The sequence below is a fragment of the Campylobacter massiliensis genome, assembly GCF_014253065.1.
Classification (GTDB): Bacteria; Campylobacterota; Campylobacteria; order Campylobacterales; family Campylobacteraceae; genus Campylobacter_A; species Campylobacter_A massiliensis.
The window spans coordinates 997,997-1,012,698 of the sequence record NZ_JACLZK010000001.1; the positions used below are offsets into that span (position 1 = coordinate 997,997).

Sequence of the window (14,702 nt, forward strand, 5' to 3'; positions counted from 1 at the left end):
TGTCTTGGAGGGATTTTAGAAGCTCCCCCGCCGATTTTCCCCGAAACTTAGACTAAACTTAAGACGGGGGCTACTTAGCTAAAATCTATCCAAAGACCTTAACTAAATCGCCGTTCTCGTCAAATTTTAATCCCTCTACCGTGCAACTTCTCTCAAAGTGTTCTTTGTTGTGGCAGTCCTGACAAAGCAGCTCCAGGTTCTCCCAATGCAATGTTAAATTAAAATCGTTCTGATTGGCTTTGCTTAGATGCTTTTTGTGATGGACTATCCTACCTATGCCGCCGCAACGCTCGCATATTCCATTTTGAGAAATATAATAAGCGTTGCGCGTCTTTTTCCAATTTTGGCTTTGATAGAATTTATTATCAATGCTTCTCATCTACTAAACCCGGCTTTGAGCGATAACGCTTTTAAGAGATTATCTATAACCTTGCCTAGCTTCTCGCTCTCGCTTTGCTCGGCGTTATACCAAAGTATCAAGATAAATTTACTTAGTTGTTTGGCTAGCGGCTCTTTTTCTTGCGCCTGCTTGTTTAGCCCGGTACTTACCTCGATATAATCAGGGATTGCATTTAGCAACCCCTTTATTATTTCGTCGTTCTCGTCGCCGTCGAGCCTTAGCCACTCTCTAGCTTCTGCGACTTCTATCATTACGCCGCCCTTGTTAGCTTGATAAAGGCTTCGTCTACTATCGGCTTGCAGTCGGCTATCGCCAAAGCCCTATAATCTATCTTGCCGGACTTAAAGCTTGACTGCGTTGAGCTTTCAAGCATTATGCCGCTAGGTAGGTTATAGCCTAGGTAGTCGAAGTTTCCGAATATTACATTATCGTTTGCCATGTAGTCATCCACTATAACCTCAAAGCCTAATATCTTACCTACGTTCTCGCTCTTTGGATCAAGTACGAATATCGGGCGTCCGTTCGTGTCGGTTAGTCCGTAGAATAGATTAAATAGCGTTGCGTTGCTCATCACCCATTTAGCGTTTGATGCATAGCCTCGCTTTAACGCTCCCGCTACTTTTACCACGTCGGCATAAGTTAATCCGGCTTTTTTGAATTCAAAGTGGTTGCTATCTTTTACCCAAGATATACCGCTTAGCACGCCTTTGCCCTGATTAGTGCCCGTGCCGTTAATAAGTGCATCCGAGATACAATTCATTACAGAGCTTTGGAGTTCCTCTATGATGTAGGTCTCAAATGCCGATACGCTCATTTTTGAGGCGGCTACCGATAGAGAAAAGACTTTCATTATCTCGTAGGCTTTAAAATTAACTATTGCAATATCCGGTCTTTCCTCGCTCACGTCTGCGCCCTCTGTGTGCCAGCTGGCTTTAGAAGTTGGAGTTCCTACCGGTATATCGATATTAGACGGCATCGCAAAGCCTCTTGAAACCCCAATTACGCCGCCTTGCGTTCTAGCCTTACTTATTACTTCGTTTAGCGTAGATGTAGGGATTACGCCTGCGACATTGCTTAAGTTTGCAAAGCCGGACGCTCTTAGCTCCATCTGTGCCGTGTTCATAGCTCTTTGTTCGGTCGCATTTAGCGGTTGATTTAGCAAGGTTTTGAAAAAGGCTTGTTTATATTCGCTTGTGCCAAATACGTCTTTTGGCTCTGCGCTTCTTACTTCAAAGCCCATATTGTCAAGCTCTTTTAAGCCGTCCTCTTTGCTTCTAGTCTGCTTTTCGCCTAGATGCGCTTTAGCTTCTTTTAGGCCGTCGATTTCGATATTTATCTCATTCATATCGATATTGGCGTTAGTGTTGATCTCTTGCTTGATCTCCTGCGCTCTAGCTTCGATTTCTTTTAGGGTTTTTGTTTTGTAGTGGTTAAAGGCTTCCGCCACGGTATTAAATTTCATCGTTTTTCCTTTAGTGTAAAATTATGTTGTTTAGTTCGATAAGCTTTTTTGTCCGCTCGTCGTCGTTAAAAGCGTTTATCCTACTCCTAGCCTCTACGCTTGTCGCGCTGTATGCAGGATATGGCGTTACGCTAACCTCATATACCTTGTCTATCTTATGAATAGTTCGGGTATTGCTCGCTCTGTCGTAGCTGTCTCCGCCCTCGCTCACTTTAAAGCCGAAACTCATTGCCGTTAAGTCTCCGCGCTTTACAGCGGCGTATATCGATTTGGCTTCCGCCGTATCGGGTAAAGTAGCTATCATTTCAAGCCCTGCCGAGCTTTTATTAAATTTCATCGTTTTTGGAGTTCTTGCTAGCGGCACTTTTGAATTATCGTGGTTGTATAAAAGCCTCGTGTCGCTTAGATCGCACCCATCAAGCGCGGTAGGCAATATAACCTCGTTGTAGCTTAGTCCGCTATCGTTTATGGTGGCCGTTTGGTTAAAGACTATCGGCAAGCCCGTTAGTATCATGTCTTCGCTCGCCTTAATCTCGCAACTTCTGATTTCTTTCATTTTTACTCTCCTACCTGATATTTATTAGCTTTGTCTGCATCTACTACGTTAAGCGTTTGAAGTCTTTTGTCTCCGTCTTGCACGGCTGGCAGATTTAAAATTTCTAATGCCTGATTTATACTAAGCAGTCCGTAGGGCATAAGCTCGGAAATTAAATTTATTTTAGTGGCATTGCTTGAAAATTGAAGTCTGCCGCTCTCAAATGTAATATAGTTTTTAAATTTAATCTCTCTTTGGGTGAAAATCTTTCTAGTAAATTCTAAGCTCATCTGCACGGCCAAGGGCTCTATTACGCTTTCGTAAAAAGCTCCCCATTCGTTCTCGTTATAATTACTCTTTACGATATTTTCGCTAATACCCAAATAGTCGTAAATTTTATTTTTTATCGCTGCTAGCTGTTTATCGTCTATGCTTACGGGCTTACTCTCGATCGGTAGAAACGAGCTTTTGGCGTCTGTTATTACTACGCCGCCGTTATTAGACACGCCTAAAAAGTCTTTTATAAACCGCTCGCGCATCTTTGTCATTTCGGCATCGGGTAGCACCTGCTCGTATTTCATAATGCCTCTGATATTAGCCCCGGCTTTTATGGCGGTATTTAGCCCCTCGTTTTGAGTATGGGCCAAATCTAAGGTATTGTTGATCGCATCGTTGCTGTCGCCGAAATATTTAGAGCCGTTAAAATGGCGTCTTAGGTGAATGATATTTTTGTATTTTTGGATTAACTCCCCGTCTTTAGCGATAAACCTAATATAAAGCTCTCCGCGTCCGTCCTGCAAAAATGCCGCATTGGTCGCATCGATAGGATAAAAGCCTTTGATGCCCGTTTCGTCCTCGTCTATCAAGATAAAGGCGTTATTATGAATATAAAGGCGAGTTACCACCTTATACAAAAAATCGTAAGCGTTCATTAGTTCATTTGGCTGAATTTGGAGTAAGTAGTTAATGTTGCTTACGGCCTGCTTGTTTAGCTCGTCTTTGATGACGTGCGAGCCTTTGAGTTTTGCAGCGTTTCTTGCTATCGCATCGATCGCCCCTCTGTAAATGTCGCTTGAGTATGCATCGCCGCCGAATGCTCCAAATGCGTTTTGGTTAGCGATCAGGCTAAATTCTTGCGGCTTGGGTTTTCTTTTGAAAAAGTTAAAAATCGTCTTCATCTCCTAGCTTCCTGATATTTGGATATTCCACGATCTCGCCGTCTTTAATGATGGCGGCTACGAATTTTATATGTATGCCCATAACTCTTTTCCCGTTTTCGTTAAGCCATAGCATAGATTTATCTTGCACGACTTCGTCGCAGGTCCGGCAGGGCTGATTAGTAAAAAGCACGGTTATCATAAAGCTTATTATATCTTTTTATTGTAAAGTTTTCAATACTAAATATAATAAAATCTCTATATATAGGCATTATATTAAGTATTGAAAAGTAGATTAGGGTATTTTAAACCCTAATCTAACCTCTTATTTTAAAACCCTGTATCAGGGCTGATCCTAGCTAGGACAATATCGCTTCCCTAGTGCGCTTCCCATATCTACAAAGCCGGTAGGGTCGTTCGTTTAGAATTAGGCTTATTCAAGAGGGCAAATTCGCCCCCTTTGATAAACTTAATCGATCTGCTTTTTCAAAAACTCATCTAAATATCTGCGTTGTTCCTCAACGTCGGGCACGTTTGCCCAAGGATTTGCCCATTTATCCAAAAAGCTTTTTAGGCTCGCCTGCGTTATGCCGATCGTTTCTATCATCTCGCTTATGAATGTTCTATCCTCGTTGGTTAGTTCATCCGTGTCCTCTTTGTCGCTTAGAAAAAAATCGTAATATCTTTTATTGACCTCTAGCACCTCGACAAACTCTAACGTCTGTAGACAAAACTCCTTTAAGTATTCGGGTCTATCTCCGTCAAAAATAGAGGCTAGCTCGCGCTCTACTTTATTCTCGTCTATCCGGATAATTAACCGCCCCTCTTCGTCCATACGCCTAGGGTTAAAAATTTGCGGGTTATTCTTTGATAAAGCCACCCTGCTAGCTTCGTAAAAAGCATTCATATTTTTCATCATTAATCTCCTTGTAATAGTTTTTCCATTTCCTCGCACTCGGCGCGCTCGGTTTCGCTCATCCTCTGTAATTCAAATTCGTATAGCTTATCGCACGCTTTATGATACTCCTCCAATAACTCGCTTTTTTCCTCTTTGGTTTCTTTGAGCTGTAGCCTTAGCTCTTTTAGCTCGTCGTTCAAAGCTCCCACCATAACGCTCAAAGCTTCTTTTTTGTCGGTTACGCAAGCTAGCGAGCAATAAAGCCCGTATGCTGCGTCGTAAATGGCTTTATGCGTTAAGTTATCAGCTCCGCCCGCTCTTTCCACAAGGAGCTTATTAAAGCCCTCTTTGCTGTCGTCTTTTGGCGCAAATAAAATCATTTCTTTTTCTCCTTTTTTTTGTTCTTGGTTTTTGCTATCCAGCTCCACATTTTCTACATAATCCCAAAAAATGCCCTGGTTGAGCGCGTGGGCTTCATCTGCTAGTTCGTCGATAGTTTTAAAACCTAAATGTGTAGCCCTTACGGCTCTTTTCAGGCTTTCAAATCTATCTTTTAAAAATCTAACTTGCTCCTCTAACTCTGTGATGTGGGCGTCGGTATGGGCTAAAATCATTTCTTTGCTCCTTTCATTTTCTCGTCAATGTAGCCTTGGGTAGCTATTGCAGCTCCGCCTATTAGCGTCGATAGAAAATAATTTACGTTCTGCTCCGCTTTCTCGTTTGTTCCTACGGCTTTCTGATAATGCGGCAAAGCCTCTACGAGGTATGCTATTGCGCAAAGCGCATCGGGTAATTCATTCTCTACGTCGAATGCATCGTCAAAACTTAGTGTCATTTGGGCTCCTTTAAAAGTATTTTGTTGTATTTATAATTTAATTATACAACATTTTACGATATAAGTCAATACTTAATACAACTTTTAGCAATAATTCTATAAAATAATACAACTAAATGAGATATGGAGTTCAAGAAATGAATAAAGAGAATTTTAGTGAAGAATTAAAAAAACTGAATATAACCAAAAAAGAATTTGCCGACATGTGTGGAATTTCTTATATGACAGTAAATAATTGGAATGATGAAAATAGACCTATTCCGGCTTGGGTCGATAGCTGGATACAAAACTACAAATTTAAAAACTTCTATGATGTCGTAAAAACGGAATTTGATAAACAAAAGGATATTTGATGTTTTACTTCCCGCAAAACGCTAGCGTATTTGTTTTTTTGTTCGTTATGTTTGTAGCTTATAGAATTTACAAAAATATGTCCAAAAATAGCGCTTTGCGCGATGCCGAGCTTAAAAGCGTGAAAGAGATGTATCAAAGAGGCTATGAAATACGCCTTAGCGATCTTAAGCACGTTACGGCGGAAGAGTTAAACGACCTGCATATCAAATTTATACCTTGACTTTTTCTAACTTCTAAATGACTATCTAGCTTAACGTCTGCAAAATTACCCTACATGCAGTGCGGATCTAATTACTAGTCGCTCTCCCTAAAATACTTCGTCAAGTTTTTGGTTTTTTACTCTGTTTTTTACAGTTTTTTATTGCGTATTAAAAAACTAAAATATCCTATTTTAGGGGCTTTGCACGTCTATTTTTTAGTTTTTTACGTATATGTATGTTAGATGCTTTTTAGCTTGTTTACTTTTGGCTTCTAGTTTTTTACTCTGTTTTTTACTCTATACGCGCATACGGATAAAAAACTAAAAAACTAAAAAAACATGTCGATAAAATAGCGTATTTTAGGGGGTTTTAAAAATATTTAGTTTTTTAGCGCCTATTAAAAAACACTAAAAAACTAAATTTGGGAGATATTATTCTTTAAATTCTACTATTTCAGCCGCTCCGTATTCGTTCGACTTTTGAGCGCCTGCTAACGGTTCGTATATGCTACGATTTTTGCCGGGCTCTTTGCGGATGTTAAATAAAGCTTTATCGTATTTTTTCAAGAGCTCCCATAATAAATTTTTACCCACCACTTCCCTCTCGTCCTCTTTGGCTCTAGCGTAGATCGCGCTAGCTAGCTTCCCTTGTATTATTCCCTGCGGATTTTCTGCGATAACCTCCAGCGCATAATCTAGCGCAGCCTGCTGTTTATCGTTTAGCGCATAATCCCAATAGTCGGCTTGAGTTAAATTTTCCATCGCGGCGTCCGATAAATCGACTACAAAGGCTTGATGTTTCGTATCGTCTCGCCTTTTTTGCGGCTCGAGCGTAACTACTAATTTATTCCCGCCGTGCTCGTCTTTGGTTCTATTTGCAAAATACCAAGCTTCGTCTACGCTATCGCTAAAAGCTGTCGCGCCCTTATAGGCTTGGTTATTCTCATCGGGGTTGCTGGGCTGCTTTGGCTGATGATGTAAAAATATGATAGTAGCTCCGTTTTCCCTAAGCTTTTTTAGATCGTCCAACACCGGGATAACGATATTATCTTTCGCCATATCCCCGCCGATAAAATCTCTTATACTATCTATTACTATCAACGTATCGTCAAGCTTGCCGGCATAATTATCCACATCGCATGCCAAATCGCTTATTAGATGCCTTTTGTCTAGATATTCGCCGTCTTGACTTCTTACAAGTCCGCTTACGTAAACTAATCTGCTTTTGTAAGGCTCATCCATTAGCGTAATATCTAGCTTCCTGCGCGAGAATACGCCCAAGCCGTTGTCGCCGTCTATGTATAAAATTCTTTTAACCTTATCTTTTTCTAATAGCCATTTACAAAGGTTTAATACAAAATAGCTTTTGCCTGCTCCGCCTCTAGCGTAAATATTAACTAGCGTTCGTTTTACCAAAAAGCCGTCCACTAGCCACTCTGGCGTATATTCTTGTATTTTTTCGGGAGTAATTTTAAATTTTTGTAAGCTAGCAAATGTAATTTTTTCTCGCTCTTTCTTGCTAGGTTTAGTTTCTTTGGGTACAATCTCCTCGTTCTCATAGTTGAAGTCCTTTCGCCTAGCATCCCGCGCTTCTTGGCTAGGCGAGGTTTTTATTTCAGGTTCGTATCTATCCGCAAATGACATACTAATTCTCCTTTATTAATCGATCTAGTATATTTTTAAATTTGTTCTCATAGTGCTTGTTATCGTTGGCACTAAACCTTATAAACTCGTAAAAATACGAGCCTATTAACCGCACGTCGGCATTCAACTCTTTCTGCAAAATTTCCTTAGTCGTTTCGTTTGAGCGTCTATCGAAAAATATAATCTTTTTGCCCTGATAGGCTTTTAGGGCTTCAGTAAATTTAACTCCTGCGCTAAATTCGAATTCATCTTTGAAACATAGATAATCAAAGCCTAAAATCTCGAATAACGGCGCATCCTGATAGGCTCCGCTTACCATCAATACACGTCTACCAGTTGTCTTTTGGATGCAGATATTGGCGTTTCCGCTTCTAAACGGATCGCTTTGCGAGTAAATCTCGTTGTATAACTCGCAATTAGCATAGTCCAAAACGCGCATAAAATGACCTTTGTCGTTTTGCAGTATCAGGGTGATTTTGTTTTTGGTATTTATCCCCAAAAAGTCTATCAGGGTATTAAGCCCGCCGAAACTGTCAAAAAAGCGTCTATCGTAAGATTTGTAAATTTTACTAAATACGCCTTTTTTATCGTTTTGTAGGGCTTTTGCTAGCCTTTGCCTTTGAGCTTGTAAAGCATCCATATCAAGCTCCTATCAAATCGCGCAGCTCGGCTTCAAGCTTGGCTAGCTCGCGGGCTCTAGCTTCTCTTTTCTCTCGCTCCTTTGCCGCTCTTAGCTCCAGCTCTCTTTGCCGCAAGAATTCTTTGGCTTCTTTGATTTCTTTTTCGCTGTCTATCCCTAGCCTATATTCGTTGGCCCGGCTACCGTTTCCATAATGTCTCATAGTCTATCCTTTTTAAGAGATTAGATTAGGGTTTTCTTGACTTTTTATGGGCAAAGGGTATAATAATCGTCTCACTTATCATTATAAACCCTTGTCTTGCCCTTAAAAAGCTAGACAAGGATTTATCCCTTTTGTTCGTTATTTAATAGCCACTCATTAATTCTTTTTCTACTGTATCGTATCACTCTGCCAAATTTACTAAACGGTAATGGGTTTTTATCGCTTAGCTGTCGTTTCCTCATGCGCATACGCTCTTGGGTTGGTATGTTTAAGCCGATTTCTGCCTCTAATTGCTCAGGGGTCATCCATTCATCGGCTAAACTTTGTAATGTTGGTAGTGGTGTGGTGTTTGTATTGTTTGAAGCGACTAACATTGTAAATACTCCTCTTTTAATTTTGATTTGGAGTATTTTATATTATTTTTACTTAAAAGACAAGTTAGTTTGGGAAAAATATAAAAACTTATTTTATTTTGTCATTTATTGCTTTGGTATAAGTTTCTTAGTTTTTATAAAATCACAGATAGCGTTTAGTAACTCATTGCGAGTAATAACCCTTATAGGTAGTTTGTATTCTTCGGATATTTTTAACAGTATATCTCTGTAATGATTTTTTAGATCACGCTCCGTTTGTATTTCCTTGTATTCCATTTTAATATCTTGAAGCTCTACAAGTGGAGGGATAGAGACTTTAATATCGCCACTGTATCTAGTGCTAGTAGTTATTACTTTTTCGGCTTCCTCTAAATCTGATATAAGCTGGTCCGACATTTCATTTATTCTTCTTGGTATCAATTTTCTCACATGCGGCTTGTTTGTTTTTTCGAAACGCCTATCTATCATTGTCATAATTGAAGATGGCCATTCGTTCTTATGGGTTGCCTTAATTTTTTCATCCTCGTCATCGTCTATTTTTGAGTATTTCTCTAAAATCTTTTTGGTTTCGGCAAAAATTTCAGATATTCTCTTCATCTCTTTTTTTATTTTATTCCCATTGAGTTTCGCTTGGACTTGGGCTTGTTTAAGACTGATAAAATCTTGCAAAAACATTGATAACAAAATAGAGACTGGCCAGACTATGCCCTTTGAAGATAGCAGCATAACGTCTTGCTCTGTGAGATTGCCGTAGGCTTCACTCAGCTTTTCCTCTATATTCTTACTAAATGCAAAATTACTGCCAGAGATGGCAGATGTAGTTTTTTGGATAGCTTTTACTGCTAAATTTTCACCCGTCTTTAATCCACGCTTTGTTTCATTGAGAAGTTCGGAATATTCTTGCTCTTGCATATTGGCTCCTTTAAATTCCTAAATTTTCTATACTGTTAAGGTGATCGCCATACCACTGCATCAGCTTGGCTCTCACATCGTCTTTTGCCATCTTGCGCTGGTAGTGTTCTTTTATTTGATTTTTTTCTTTGTGCGCTAGACTAGCCTCGATCGCCTCTTCCGTTACGCCATGCTTCAGCAAATCCGCCTTGTTTAAAGTGCAAATCGTCCTAAACGTCGATCTAAAGCCATGCGCCGTTGCTAGCCCTTTGTATTTATTTTTGTGCCCCATATTCTTTATCGCTTTATTTATAGTTCCGCTTGCAATATGACCCGTTTCCGCTTGTATACTAGGAAAAACATATATACTATTCTGACTATACCTAAACTGCTCTTCTAAAATTTTAAGGGCATAAGTGTTCAAAAATACATGGTGGGTTTCTCTCATTTTCATTTCAATAGGTCGTATGGTCCAAATCCCGTTTTCCATATCAATATCTTCCCATTTGGCCTCCGCCGTATTCCCGGCTCTATTGCCTGTAAGTATTTGCAGGTAGATAGCCCGCTTTGTATTAAGCTCAACGGTGTTATTGTTTTTTAAATCTTGGATAAACTCTTTTATTAAATCGTCATCTATTGGCGCAGGATGCCTCGTGTCAATTCCATTTTTCTTATTAAACAATCTAGCCGTTGGAAAATCTTCACTCAAATACTGCGTCGGATCAAGAGAAATATAACCGTCTCTACAAGGCGTTTTAAAAATATCTTTCAAATATCCTATTATTCTATGGATCGTCTCGAGTCTTGATTTGTTGGGGTTGTTGGGATTAAAGATCGGCGTTAATAAAGATTTTAAGTCCGACGCCTTTATATCTTTTACGTCTTTGGTAGATAGCGAGGGTAGTATATACGTATCTAAGCGGCTTTTGATTTTTACATAGTAACTTTCAAGGGTTATAGCTTTTTTTTGATTTAGCCACTCATTGGCTAAATTGCCAAAAATATACTTACTGCTTTTGCGATCAAGACTTTCTAAGCTCTTGCCCTGCTCTAGGTTATTCAATATACCTAATGCGTCTTTTCTTGCCTCTTCTACGCTATAAATGCCAGGTCTAAAGTCTTTTAGTTTTTTTCGTTTCTTATCTTTTAGCCTAATGAAAAAACTTTTAAGACCGCTTGGGTTAATGGAGACGTATAGTTCTTTCGGAGCTCCTACGGCCTTAATATACTCTTTGTCTTTTGGGTCAAGTTTTCTTATATCCCGATCTGTTAAATAGTTTCTTGAAACATTAGCCATTTTATCGACTTCTTACCTAATAAATATTTCTTACCTAATTTCTTACCTTTTAAAACTACAACGAATTATATTTGAGTAAAATTAAAAAACACCTAAATGCGTATAAAAGTGCCTTTTATAGGGTATTTATCGGGGAAAACTAAAACGAAATAAATATTAAGAATAGGTGAAAATAGGGATAAATGGTGGCCCCGAATGGACTCGAACCATCGACCACTACCATGTCAAGGTAGTGCTCTACCAACTGAGCTACGGGACCGAAAAATAGAAATTTACCCAAAATAATATTGAAATTAGCTTAAATTTTGCGATTTTTCGTAAAAAGCAAAATTTGAACGCGATCCTATTTCGCCAAATTTGACCCTGCTCGGCGATCCCAAAATAAAAACATATAAAGATTAGATTTTAATAGAAAAGTCTTGATAAATCTTAAAAATAAAATCTCATAAAACCGTCTATCCGCAGTCAAATTTACACTAAATCCCCTAAATTTAGGGATAACTTTGGTAGAGTAAATTTTTAATAAAACTCATAGCAAACTCATGATAATATAATTATAATGCCATCATGATATTTCATTCAAAGGAGAATGTATGCAAGAGCAAATGTCAAGACGCGACTTGTTAAAGCTAGGTATGGCTGGTGCGGGCGCGCTCGCGCTAGGCGCGGTAAATGCGCAAGCAAGCGCGTTAAACGCAAAAGACGTCAAATTTGACGAAGAGTGGGACGTGATCATCATCGGCTCGGGCTTTGCGGGACTTGCGGCAGGCTTAAAAGCGGCACAAAAAGGCAGCAAGGTGCTAATCCTTGAAAAAATGGGTCGCATCGGCGGCAACTCCGTAATCAACGGCGGCGGCATGGCGGTCGCAAACAACCCAGTGCAAGCAAAAACCAACATCAAAGATAGCAAAGAGCTATTCATTGCCGACTGTCTAAAAGCCGGTCTTGGCATCAACCACACCGAGCTTTTGGAGACATTAGTCGATCGCGGTATGGACGCGTATAACTTCCTTGTTGAAAACGGCGTTCAGTTTAAAGAGCACTGCGCGCACTTTGGCGGTCACACGGTCGCTCGCTCGCTACTAACTACAAACGACTCGGGTTCAGGCTATATCCAGCCGATGCTTGAAAAATTCGAAGCGCTAAAAGACAAAGGCTGCGAGCTTCGCCGCCGCGCCAAATTTGACGACTTCGTGCTAGACGACAGCGGCCGCGTCGTGGGCGTAACGATCAGAGAAGAGTATAGATTCGACGATAAGCTTTACAGCGACGACCTAGAAAACACGAGCGGCACGAAAAAAACGTTAAAGGCAAACAAAGGCATAGTTTTGGCAGCCGGCGGATTTTGCCGCGATAAGGCGTTTAGAAAGCTTCAAGATCCTAGGATTCCGGACGACGTGGATAGCACGAACCACCCGGGAGCGACCGCGGGCGCGCTACTAAAAGCATTTGAAATCGGCGCGTATCCGGTGCAAGTAGACTGGATCCAGTTTGGTCCGTGGGCGAGCCCGGACGAAAAGGGCTTTGGCACCGCTCCGATTTTGACGCAGCAAGGCACCTTCAAATACGGCATCGCGGTCGATATTCGCACCGGCAAGCGCTTTATGAACGAGCTAGCCGACCGCAAAACCCGCGCGGACGCCGAGTTTAAAATTTTACGTGAAAAACCGGGCGCGTACCCGATAACTTTCGCCGACACTAAAATGGCGTTTAAAGACCTAAGCGAAGAGATCATCCAAAAAGGCATGGGTAGCGGCAAGATAGTTGGCGAGTGCGCTACGCTCGATGATATCGCTAAAAAATACGGCGTACCTGCCGACGCGCTAAAAGAAACCGTCAAAAAATATAACGAAGGCGTCAAGGCTAAAAAAGACGAATTTGGCAAACAAGAAAGCGCGCTTAGCGAGATCAACGAAGCTGGACCGTTCTACGTCATCCGCCTATCGCCGAAGCCTCATCACACCATGGGCGGCCTAAAGATCAATGCCAAAGCCGAGGTCATCTCAAGTAAGACAAACAAACCGATCCCCGGCCTCTTTGCTGCGGGCGAGATCACAGGCGGTACGCACGGCGCGAGCAGGCTTGGCACGGTTGCGATAACCGATTGTATAGTTTTCGGAATGATAGCCGGAGAAAAAATCTAGCCTAAATTTGGTAAAACGAAGTTCTCGCGAGCGCTTTTAAATGATTTCGTAAATTTCGCCCTGCGACAGACTATATGTCTAGTCTTGGGACGAAATTTACTTCAAAACATTTAAAATCATCTCGCGATAATCCGTTTTAATTTTGTATCACAGGCCAAATTCGGCTTGCGATATTTCGTTAAATTTGATGGCAAATTTGATGTGTGGTAGCGCCAAATTTAAACCTGCACGCAGTGCAGCAACAGCTCACGTGCAGTGGGGTTAGAGAGGGCTTGGGAGAGGAAGGGGCGACGCTTCGTAAGTAGAACCCCCTTCCTCTCCCAAAGAAAGAATAAAGTAAGCTGCAAAGTAAAGCTGAAATGTAATTCAAGCCCCTTACCCCTTAACAAGAAAAGACAAATTTAAAGTTGCCGTGTATAACGTGCTATGAAAATTAAATACCAAATTTGCCCCTCAAATTTAACCGCCGAATTTGAGTTAAAAAGAGTTTTAACGATGAAGAAATTTAAAAAAGAAAAAGCTAAAGAGACCGCATCTCTTTAGCCGACACCTCACAGAAAGGAATTCGCATGAAACATAAAGCGTTTCTCGCCTTGTGCGCGTCTATGCTACTATGCTCTTTTGCATTTAGCGCAGAAGCCTTAGGTGCAAAGATAACGTCTTTAACTGATCTTAACGTCACCGACGAGCTGCGAGCCAAACACCCTTTAAAGCCTCACCACGAAAAGCTAAGCTTCACCTGTCTTGATTGTCACGAAGGACAAGGAAACGACGCTAGTAAATTTAAATCTATTGGCGATAAAGGCTGTATATCCTGTCACGGCGACAAGAAAAAGATAGCTAAAAGACTAGAATACATGGATCTGCTAAAAGCAAATCCCCACAACTCGGTTCACGACGGCCCTACGCTATACTGCGACGAGTGCCACAACGAGCATAAAAAATCAACCAATATGTGCACGGAGTGCCACGAACACGAAGTTCCGCAATGGATGGGGGTAACGCCATGAAAATTTCAAAGAAAGTACTAGCGCTTATTATATTAGTAAGCGGCATTATAGGATTTTTAGTCGTACTTCCCGTGCATTACGCCCTAGAAGAAACTAGCGGAGAGAAGTTTTGCGTAGTGTGCCACGAGATGGATCCTATGGTTATAGCTTATAGTAACGACGTTCACAGCGGCAAAGGCAAAAGCGGAGTAAGGGCTAAATGCGTAGACTGCCACATACCTCATGATAACCTAGCTAAATACGTCTTAGTTAAAGCCAGAAACGGACTAATGGAGGGATATATTCATTTCTTTAAAGATCCGGAGGCTATAGACTGGCATAAAAACAGAGAGAAAAGAGAGCACTTCGTATTTGATAACGGTTGCGTTAGCTGCCATACGAATTTGGTGGATAATAAGCTAACCTCAGCCCAAGCCCAAAAGATGCACGCTCACTATCAAAGCTTGCTAAATACGGATAAGCAACTAACCTGCGCTAGCTGTCACGCCGAGGTAGGCCACAGCGGGCTAAACAATATGCTAAACTACTGGAAGCCTGAATACAAAATCTACGAAAAGAAAGCCGCAATCAAAAAAGAAGAGATAAAGAAGGCATATTTTGGGGAGGATTATGTAGGGGCGAAGGTGGGAAACAAAGAAGACAATGCCACCAAAAAGTAGG

General features: G+C 40.9%; 20 protein-coding genes and 1 tRNA gene. 5 read left to right on the plus strand and 16 right to left on the minus strand.

The window, feature by feature from the left end; translation table 11 throughout:
• Window positions 1-85: 85 nt before the first annotated feature.
• From H7R39_RS04665 to H7R39_RS04705, 9 genes are all read right to left on the minus strand, one after another.
• Window positions 86-379 carry an HNH endonuclease gene (locus H7R39_RS04665; RefSeq protein WP_185898160.1) on the minus strand — a complete coding sequence of 98 codons (294 nt, stop codon included), beginning with the start codon at window positions 377-379 and terminating at the stop codon, window positions 86-88.
• Window positions 376-651 (minus strand): head-tail connector protein, encoded by a 276-nt coding sequence (locus tag H7R39_RS04670; protein WP_185898161.1) that lies wholly within the window; start codon window positions 649-651, stop codon window positions 376-378. Before H7R39_RS04670 ends, H7R39_RS04665 begins: the two co-directional genes overlap by 4 nt.
• A complete protein-coding gene (locus H7R39_RS04675) occupies window positions 651-1,862 on the minus strand; it encodes a phage major capsid protein (protein ID WP_185898162.1) in 1,212 nt (403 codons plus the stop codon). The genes H7R39_RS04670 and H7R39_RS04675 overlap by 1 nt, the downstream gene beginning before the upstream one ends.
• A gap of 10 nt (window positions 1,863-1,872) precedes the next feature.
• Window positions 1,873-2,418 (minus strand): HK97 family phage prohead protease, encoded by a 546-nt coding sequence (locus tag H7R39_RS04680; RefSeq protein ID WP_185898163.1) that lies wholly within the window; start codon window positions 2,416-2,418, stop codon window positions 1,873-1,875.
• 2 nt (window positions 2,419-2,420) lie between these two features.
• A complete protein-coding gene (locus H7R39_RS04685; protein ID WP_185898164.1) occupies window positions 2,421-3,575 on the minus strand; it encodes a phage portal protein in 1,155 nt (384 codons plus the stop codon).
• The gene (locus H7R39_RS04690) at window positions 3,559-3,756 is read right to left on the minus strand and encodes a hypothetical protein (RefSeq protein WP_185898165.1); all 198 of its coding nucleotides are present in this window, start codon (window positions 3,754-3,756) and stop codon (window positions 3,559-3,561) included. The genes H7R39_RS04685 and H7R39_RS04690 overlap by 17 nt, the downstream gene beginning before the upstream one ends.
• 267 nt (window positions 3,757-4,023) lie before the next feature.
• On the minus strand, window positions 4,024-4,473 hold the full coding sequence (locus tag H7R39_RS04695; RefSeq protein WP_185898166.1) for a hypothetical protein: 450 nt from the start codon (window positions 4,471-4,473) through the stop codon (window positions 4,024-4,026).
• Window positions 4,473-5,066, minus strand: coding sequence for a hypothetical protein (locus tag H7R39_RS04700; RefSeq protein WP_185898167.1), 594 nt, complete (start codon window positions 5,064-5,066; stop codon window positions 4,473-4,475). Before H7R39_RS04700 ends, H7R39_RS04695 begins: the two co-directional genes overlap by 1 nt.
• On the minus strand, window positions 5,063-5,287 hold the full coding sequence (locus H7R39_RS04705; RefSeq protein ID WP_185897532.1) for a hypothetical protein: 225 nt from the start codon (window positions 5,285-5,287) through the stop codon (window positions 5,063-5,065). Before H7R39_RS04705 ends, H7R39_RS04700 begins: the two co-directional genes overlap by 4 nt.
• Window positions 5,288-5,424: 137 nt before the next feature.
• Between H7R39_RS04705 and H7R39_RS04710 the strand changes: the two genes are divergently transcribed.
• Window positions 5,425-5,640 (plus strand): helix-turn-helix domain-containing protein, encoded by a 216-nt coding sequence (locus tag H7R39_RS04710; protein WP_185898168.1) that lies wholly within the window; start codon window positions 5,425-5,427, stop codon window positions 5,638-5,640.
• A complete protein-coding gene (locus H7R39_RS04715) occupies window positions 5,640-5,861 on the plus strand; it encodes a hypothetical protein (protein ID WP_185898169.1) in 222 nt (73 codons plus the stop codon). The genes H7R39_RS04710 and H7R39_RS04715 overlap by 1 nt, the downstream gene beginning before the upstream one ends.
• A 411-nt stretch (window positions 5,862-6,272) precedes the next feature.
• Here the strand turns inward: H7R39_RS04715 and H7R39_RS04720 are convergent, their stop codons facing one another.
• The 7 genes from H7R39_RS04720 to H7R39_RS04750 all read right to left on the minus strand — a co-directional run bounded on the left by H7R39_RS04720 (window position 6,273) and on the right by H7R39_RS04750 (window position 11,147).
• Window positions 6,273-7,484: an AAA family ATPase gene (locus H7R39_RS04720; RefSeq protein ID WP_185898170.1), complete on the minus strand. Its 1,212-nt coding sequence runs from the start codon at window positions 7,482-7,484 to the stop codon at window positions 6,273-6,275.
• Window position 7,485: 1 nt separating this feature from the next.
• Window positions 7,486-8,124, minus strand: coding sequence for a hypothetical protein (locus H7R39_RS04725; protein ID WP_185898171.1), 639 nt, complete (start codon window positions 8,122-8,124; stop codon window positions 7,486-7,488).
• 1 nt (window position 8,125) lies between these two features.
• Window positions 8,126-8,326: a hypothetical protein gene (locus H7R39_RS04730; RefSeq protein WP_185898172.1), complete on the minus strand. Its 201-nt coding sequence runs from the start codon at window positions 8,324-8,326 to the stop codon at window positions 8,126-8,128.
• A 122-nt stretch (window positions 8,327-8,448) separates the two neighbouring features.
• Window positions 8,449-8,700: a MerR family transcriptional regulator gene (locus tag H7R39_RS04735; RefSeq protein WP_185898173.1), complete on the minus strand. Its 252-nt coding sequence runs from the start codon at window positions 8,698-8,700 to the stop codon at window positions 8,449-8,451.
• Between the two features lie 105 nt (window positions 8,701-8,805).
• Window positions 8,806-9,612, minus strand: a complete 807-nt coding sequence (locus tag H7R39_RS04740; RefSeq protein WP_185898174.1) for a hypothetical protein — start codon at window positions 9,610-9,612, stop codon at window positions 8,806-8,808.
• Between the two features lie 10 nt (window positions 9,613-9,622).
• Window positions 9,623-10,888 carry a tyrosine-type recombinase/integrase gene (locus tag H7R39_RS04745; protein ID WP_185898175.1) on the minus strand — a complete coding sequence of 422 codons (1,266 nt, stop codon included), beginning with the start codon at window positions 10,886-10,888 and terminating at the stop codon, window positions 9,623-9,625.
• Between the two features lie 183 nt (window positions 10,889-11,071).
• Window positions 11,072-11,147: transfer RNA gene (locus H7R39_RS04750), tRNA-Val, on the minus strand.
• A gap of 334 nt (window positions 11,148-11,481) precedes the next feature.
• Between H7R39_RS04750 and H7R39_RS04755 the strand changes: the two genes are divergently transcribed.
• From H7R39_RS04755 to H7R39_RS04765, 3 genes are all read left to right on the plus strand, one after another.
• Window positions 11,482-13,032: a flavocytochrome c gene (locus H7R39_RS04755; protein WP_185898176.1), complete on the plus strand. Its 1,551-nt coding sequence runs from the start codon at window positions 11,482-11,484 to the stop codon at window positions 13,030-13,032.
• A 569-nt stretch (window positions 13,033-13,601) separates the two neighbouring features.
• On the plus strand, window positions 13,602-14,042 hold the full coding sequence (locus tag H7R39_RS04760) for a cytochrome c3 family protein (RefSeq protein ID WP_185897834.1): 441 nt from the start codon (window positions 13,602-13,604) through the stop codon (window positions 14,040-14,042).
• A complete protein-coding gene (locus tag H7R39_RS04765; RefSeq protein WP_185898492.1) occupies window positions 14,039-14,701 on the plus strand; it encodes a cytochrome c3 family protein in 663 nt (220 codons plus the stop codon). The genes H7R39_RS04760 and H7R39_RS04765 overlap by 4 nt, the downstream gene beginning before the upstream one ends.
• The last annotated feature ends 1 nt before the right edge of the window (window position 14,702 follow it).

Coding starts and splice junctions, on each gene's coding strand:
- H7R39_RS04665 (WP_185898160.1), bottom strand. CDS start 379: ATGAGAAGCATTGATAATAAATTCTATCAAAGCCAAAATTGGAAAAAG.
- H7R39_RS04670 (WP_185898161.1), bottom strand. CDS start 651: ATGATAGAAGTCGCAGAAGCTAGAGAGTGGCTAAGGCTCGACGGCGAC.
- H7R39_RS04675 (WP_185898162.1), bottom strand. CDS start 1,862: ATGAAATTTAATACCGTGGCGGAAGCCTTTAACCACTACAAAACAAAA.
- H7R39_RS04680 (WP_185898163.1), bottom strand. CDS start 2,418: ATGAAAGAAATCAGAAGTTGCGAGATTAAGGCGAGCGAAGACATGATA.
- H7R39_RS04685 (WP_185898164.1), bottom strand. CDS start 3,575: ATGAAGACGATTTTTAACTTTTTCAAAAGAAAACCCAAGCCGCAAGAA.
- H7R39_RS04690 (WP_185898165.1), bottom strand. CDS start 3,756: ATGATAACCGTGCTTTTTACTAATCAGCCCTGCCGGACCTGCGACGAA.
- H7R39_RS04695 (WP_185898166.1), bottom strand. CDS start 4,473: ATGATGAAAAATATGAATGCTTTTTACGAAGCTAGCAGGGTGGCTTTA.
- H7R39_RS04700 (WP_185898167.1), bottom strand. CDS start 5,066: ATGATTTTAGCCCATACCGACGCCCACATCACAGAGTTAGAGGAGCAA.
- H7R39_RS04705 (WP_185897532.1), bottom strand. CDS start 5,287: ATGACACTAAGTTTTGACGATGCATTCGACGTAGAGAATGAATTACCC.
- H7R39_RS04710 (WP_185898168.1), top strand. CDS start 5,425: ATGAATAAAGAGAATTTTAGTGAAGAATTAAAAAAACTGAATATAACC.
- H7R39_RS04715 (WP_185898169.1), top strand. CDS start 5,640: ATGTTTTACTTCCCGCAAAACGCTAGCGTATTTGTTTTTTTGTTCGTT.
- H7R39_RS04720 (WP_185898170.1), bottom strand. CDS start 7,484: ATGTCATTTGCGGATAGATACGAACCTGAAATAAAAACCTCGCCTAGC.
- H7R39_RS04725 (WP_185898171.1), bottom strand. CDS start 8,124: ATGGATGCTTTACAAGCTCAAAGGCAAAGGCTAGCAAAAGCCCTACAA.
- H7R39_RS04730 (WP_185898172.1), bottom strand. CDS start 8,326: ATGAGACATTATGGAAACGGTAGCCGGGCCAACGAATATAGGCTAGGG.
- H7R39_RS04735 (WP_185898173.1), bottom strand. CDS start 8,700: ATGTTAGTCGCTTCAAACAATACAAACACCACACCACTACCAACATTA.
- H7R39_RS04740 (WP_185898174.1), bottom strand. CDS start 9,612: ATGCAAGAGCAAGAATATTCCGAACTTCTCAATGAAACAAAGCGTGGA.
- H7R39_RS04745 (WP_185898175.1), bottom strand. CDS start 10,888: ATGGCTAATGTTTCAAGAAACTATTTAACAGATCGGGATATAAGAAAA.
- H7R39_RS04755 (WP_185898176.1), top strand. CDS start 11,482: ATGCAAGAGCAAATGTCAAGACGCGACTTGTTAAAGCTAGGTATGGCT.
- H7R39_RS04760 (WP_185897834.1), top strand. CDS start 13,602: ATGAAACATAAAGCGTTTCTCGCCTTGTGCGCGTCTATGCTACTATGC.
- H7R39_RS04765 (WP_185898492.1), top strand. CDS start 14,039: ATGAAAATTTCAAAGAAAGTACTAGCGCTTATTATATTAGTAAGCGGC.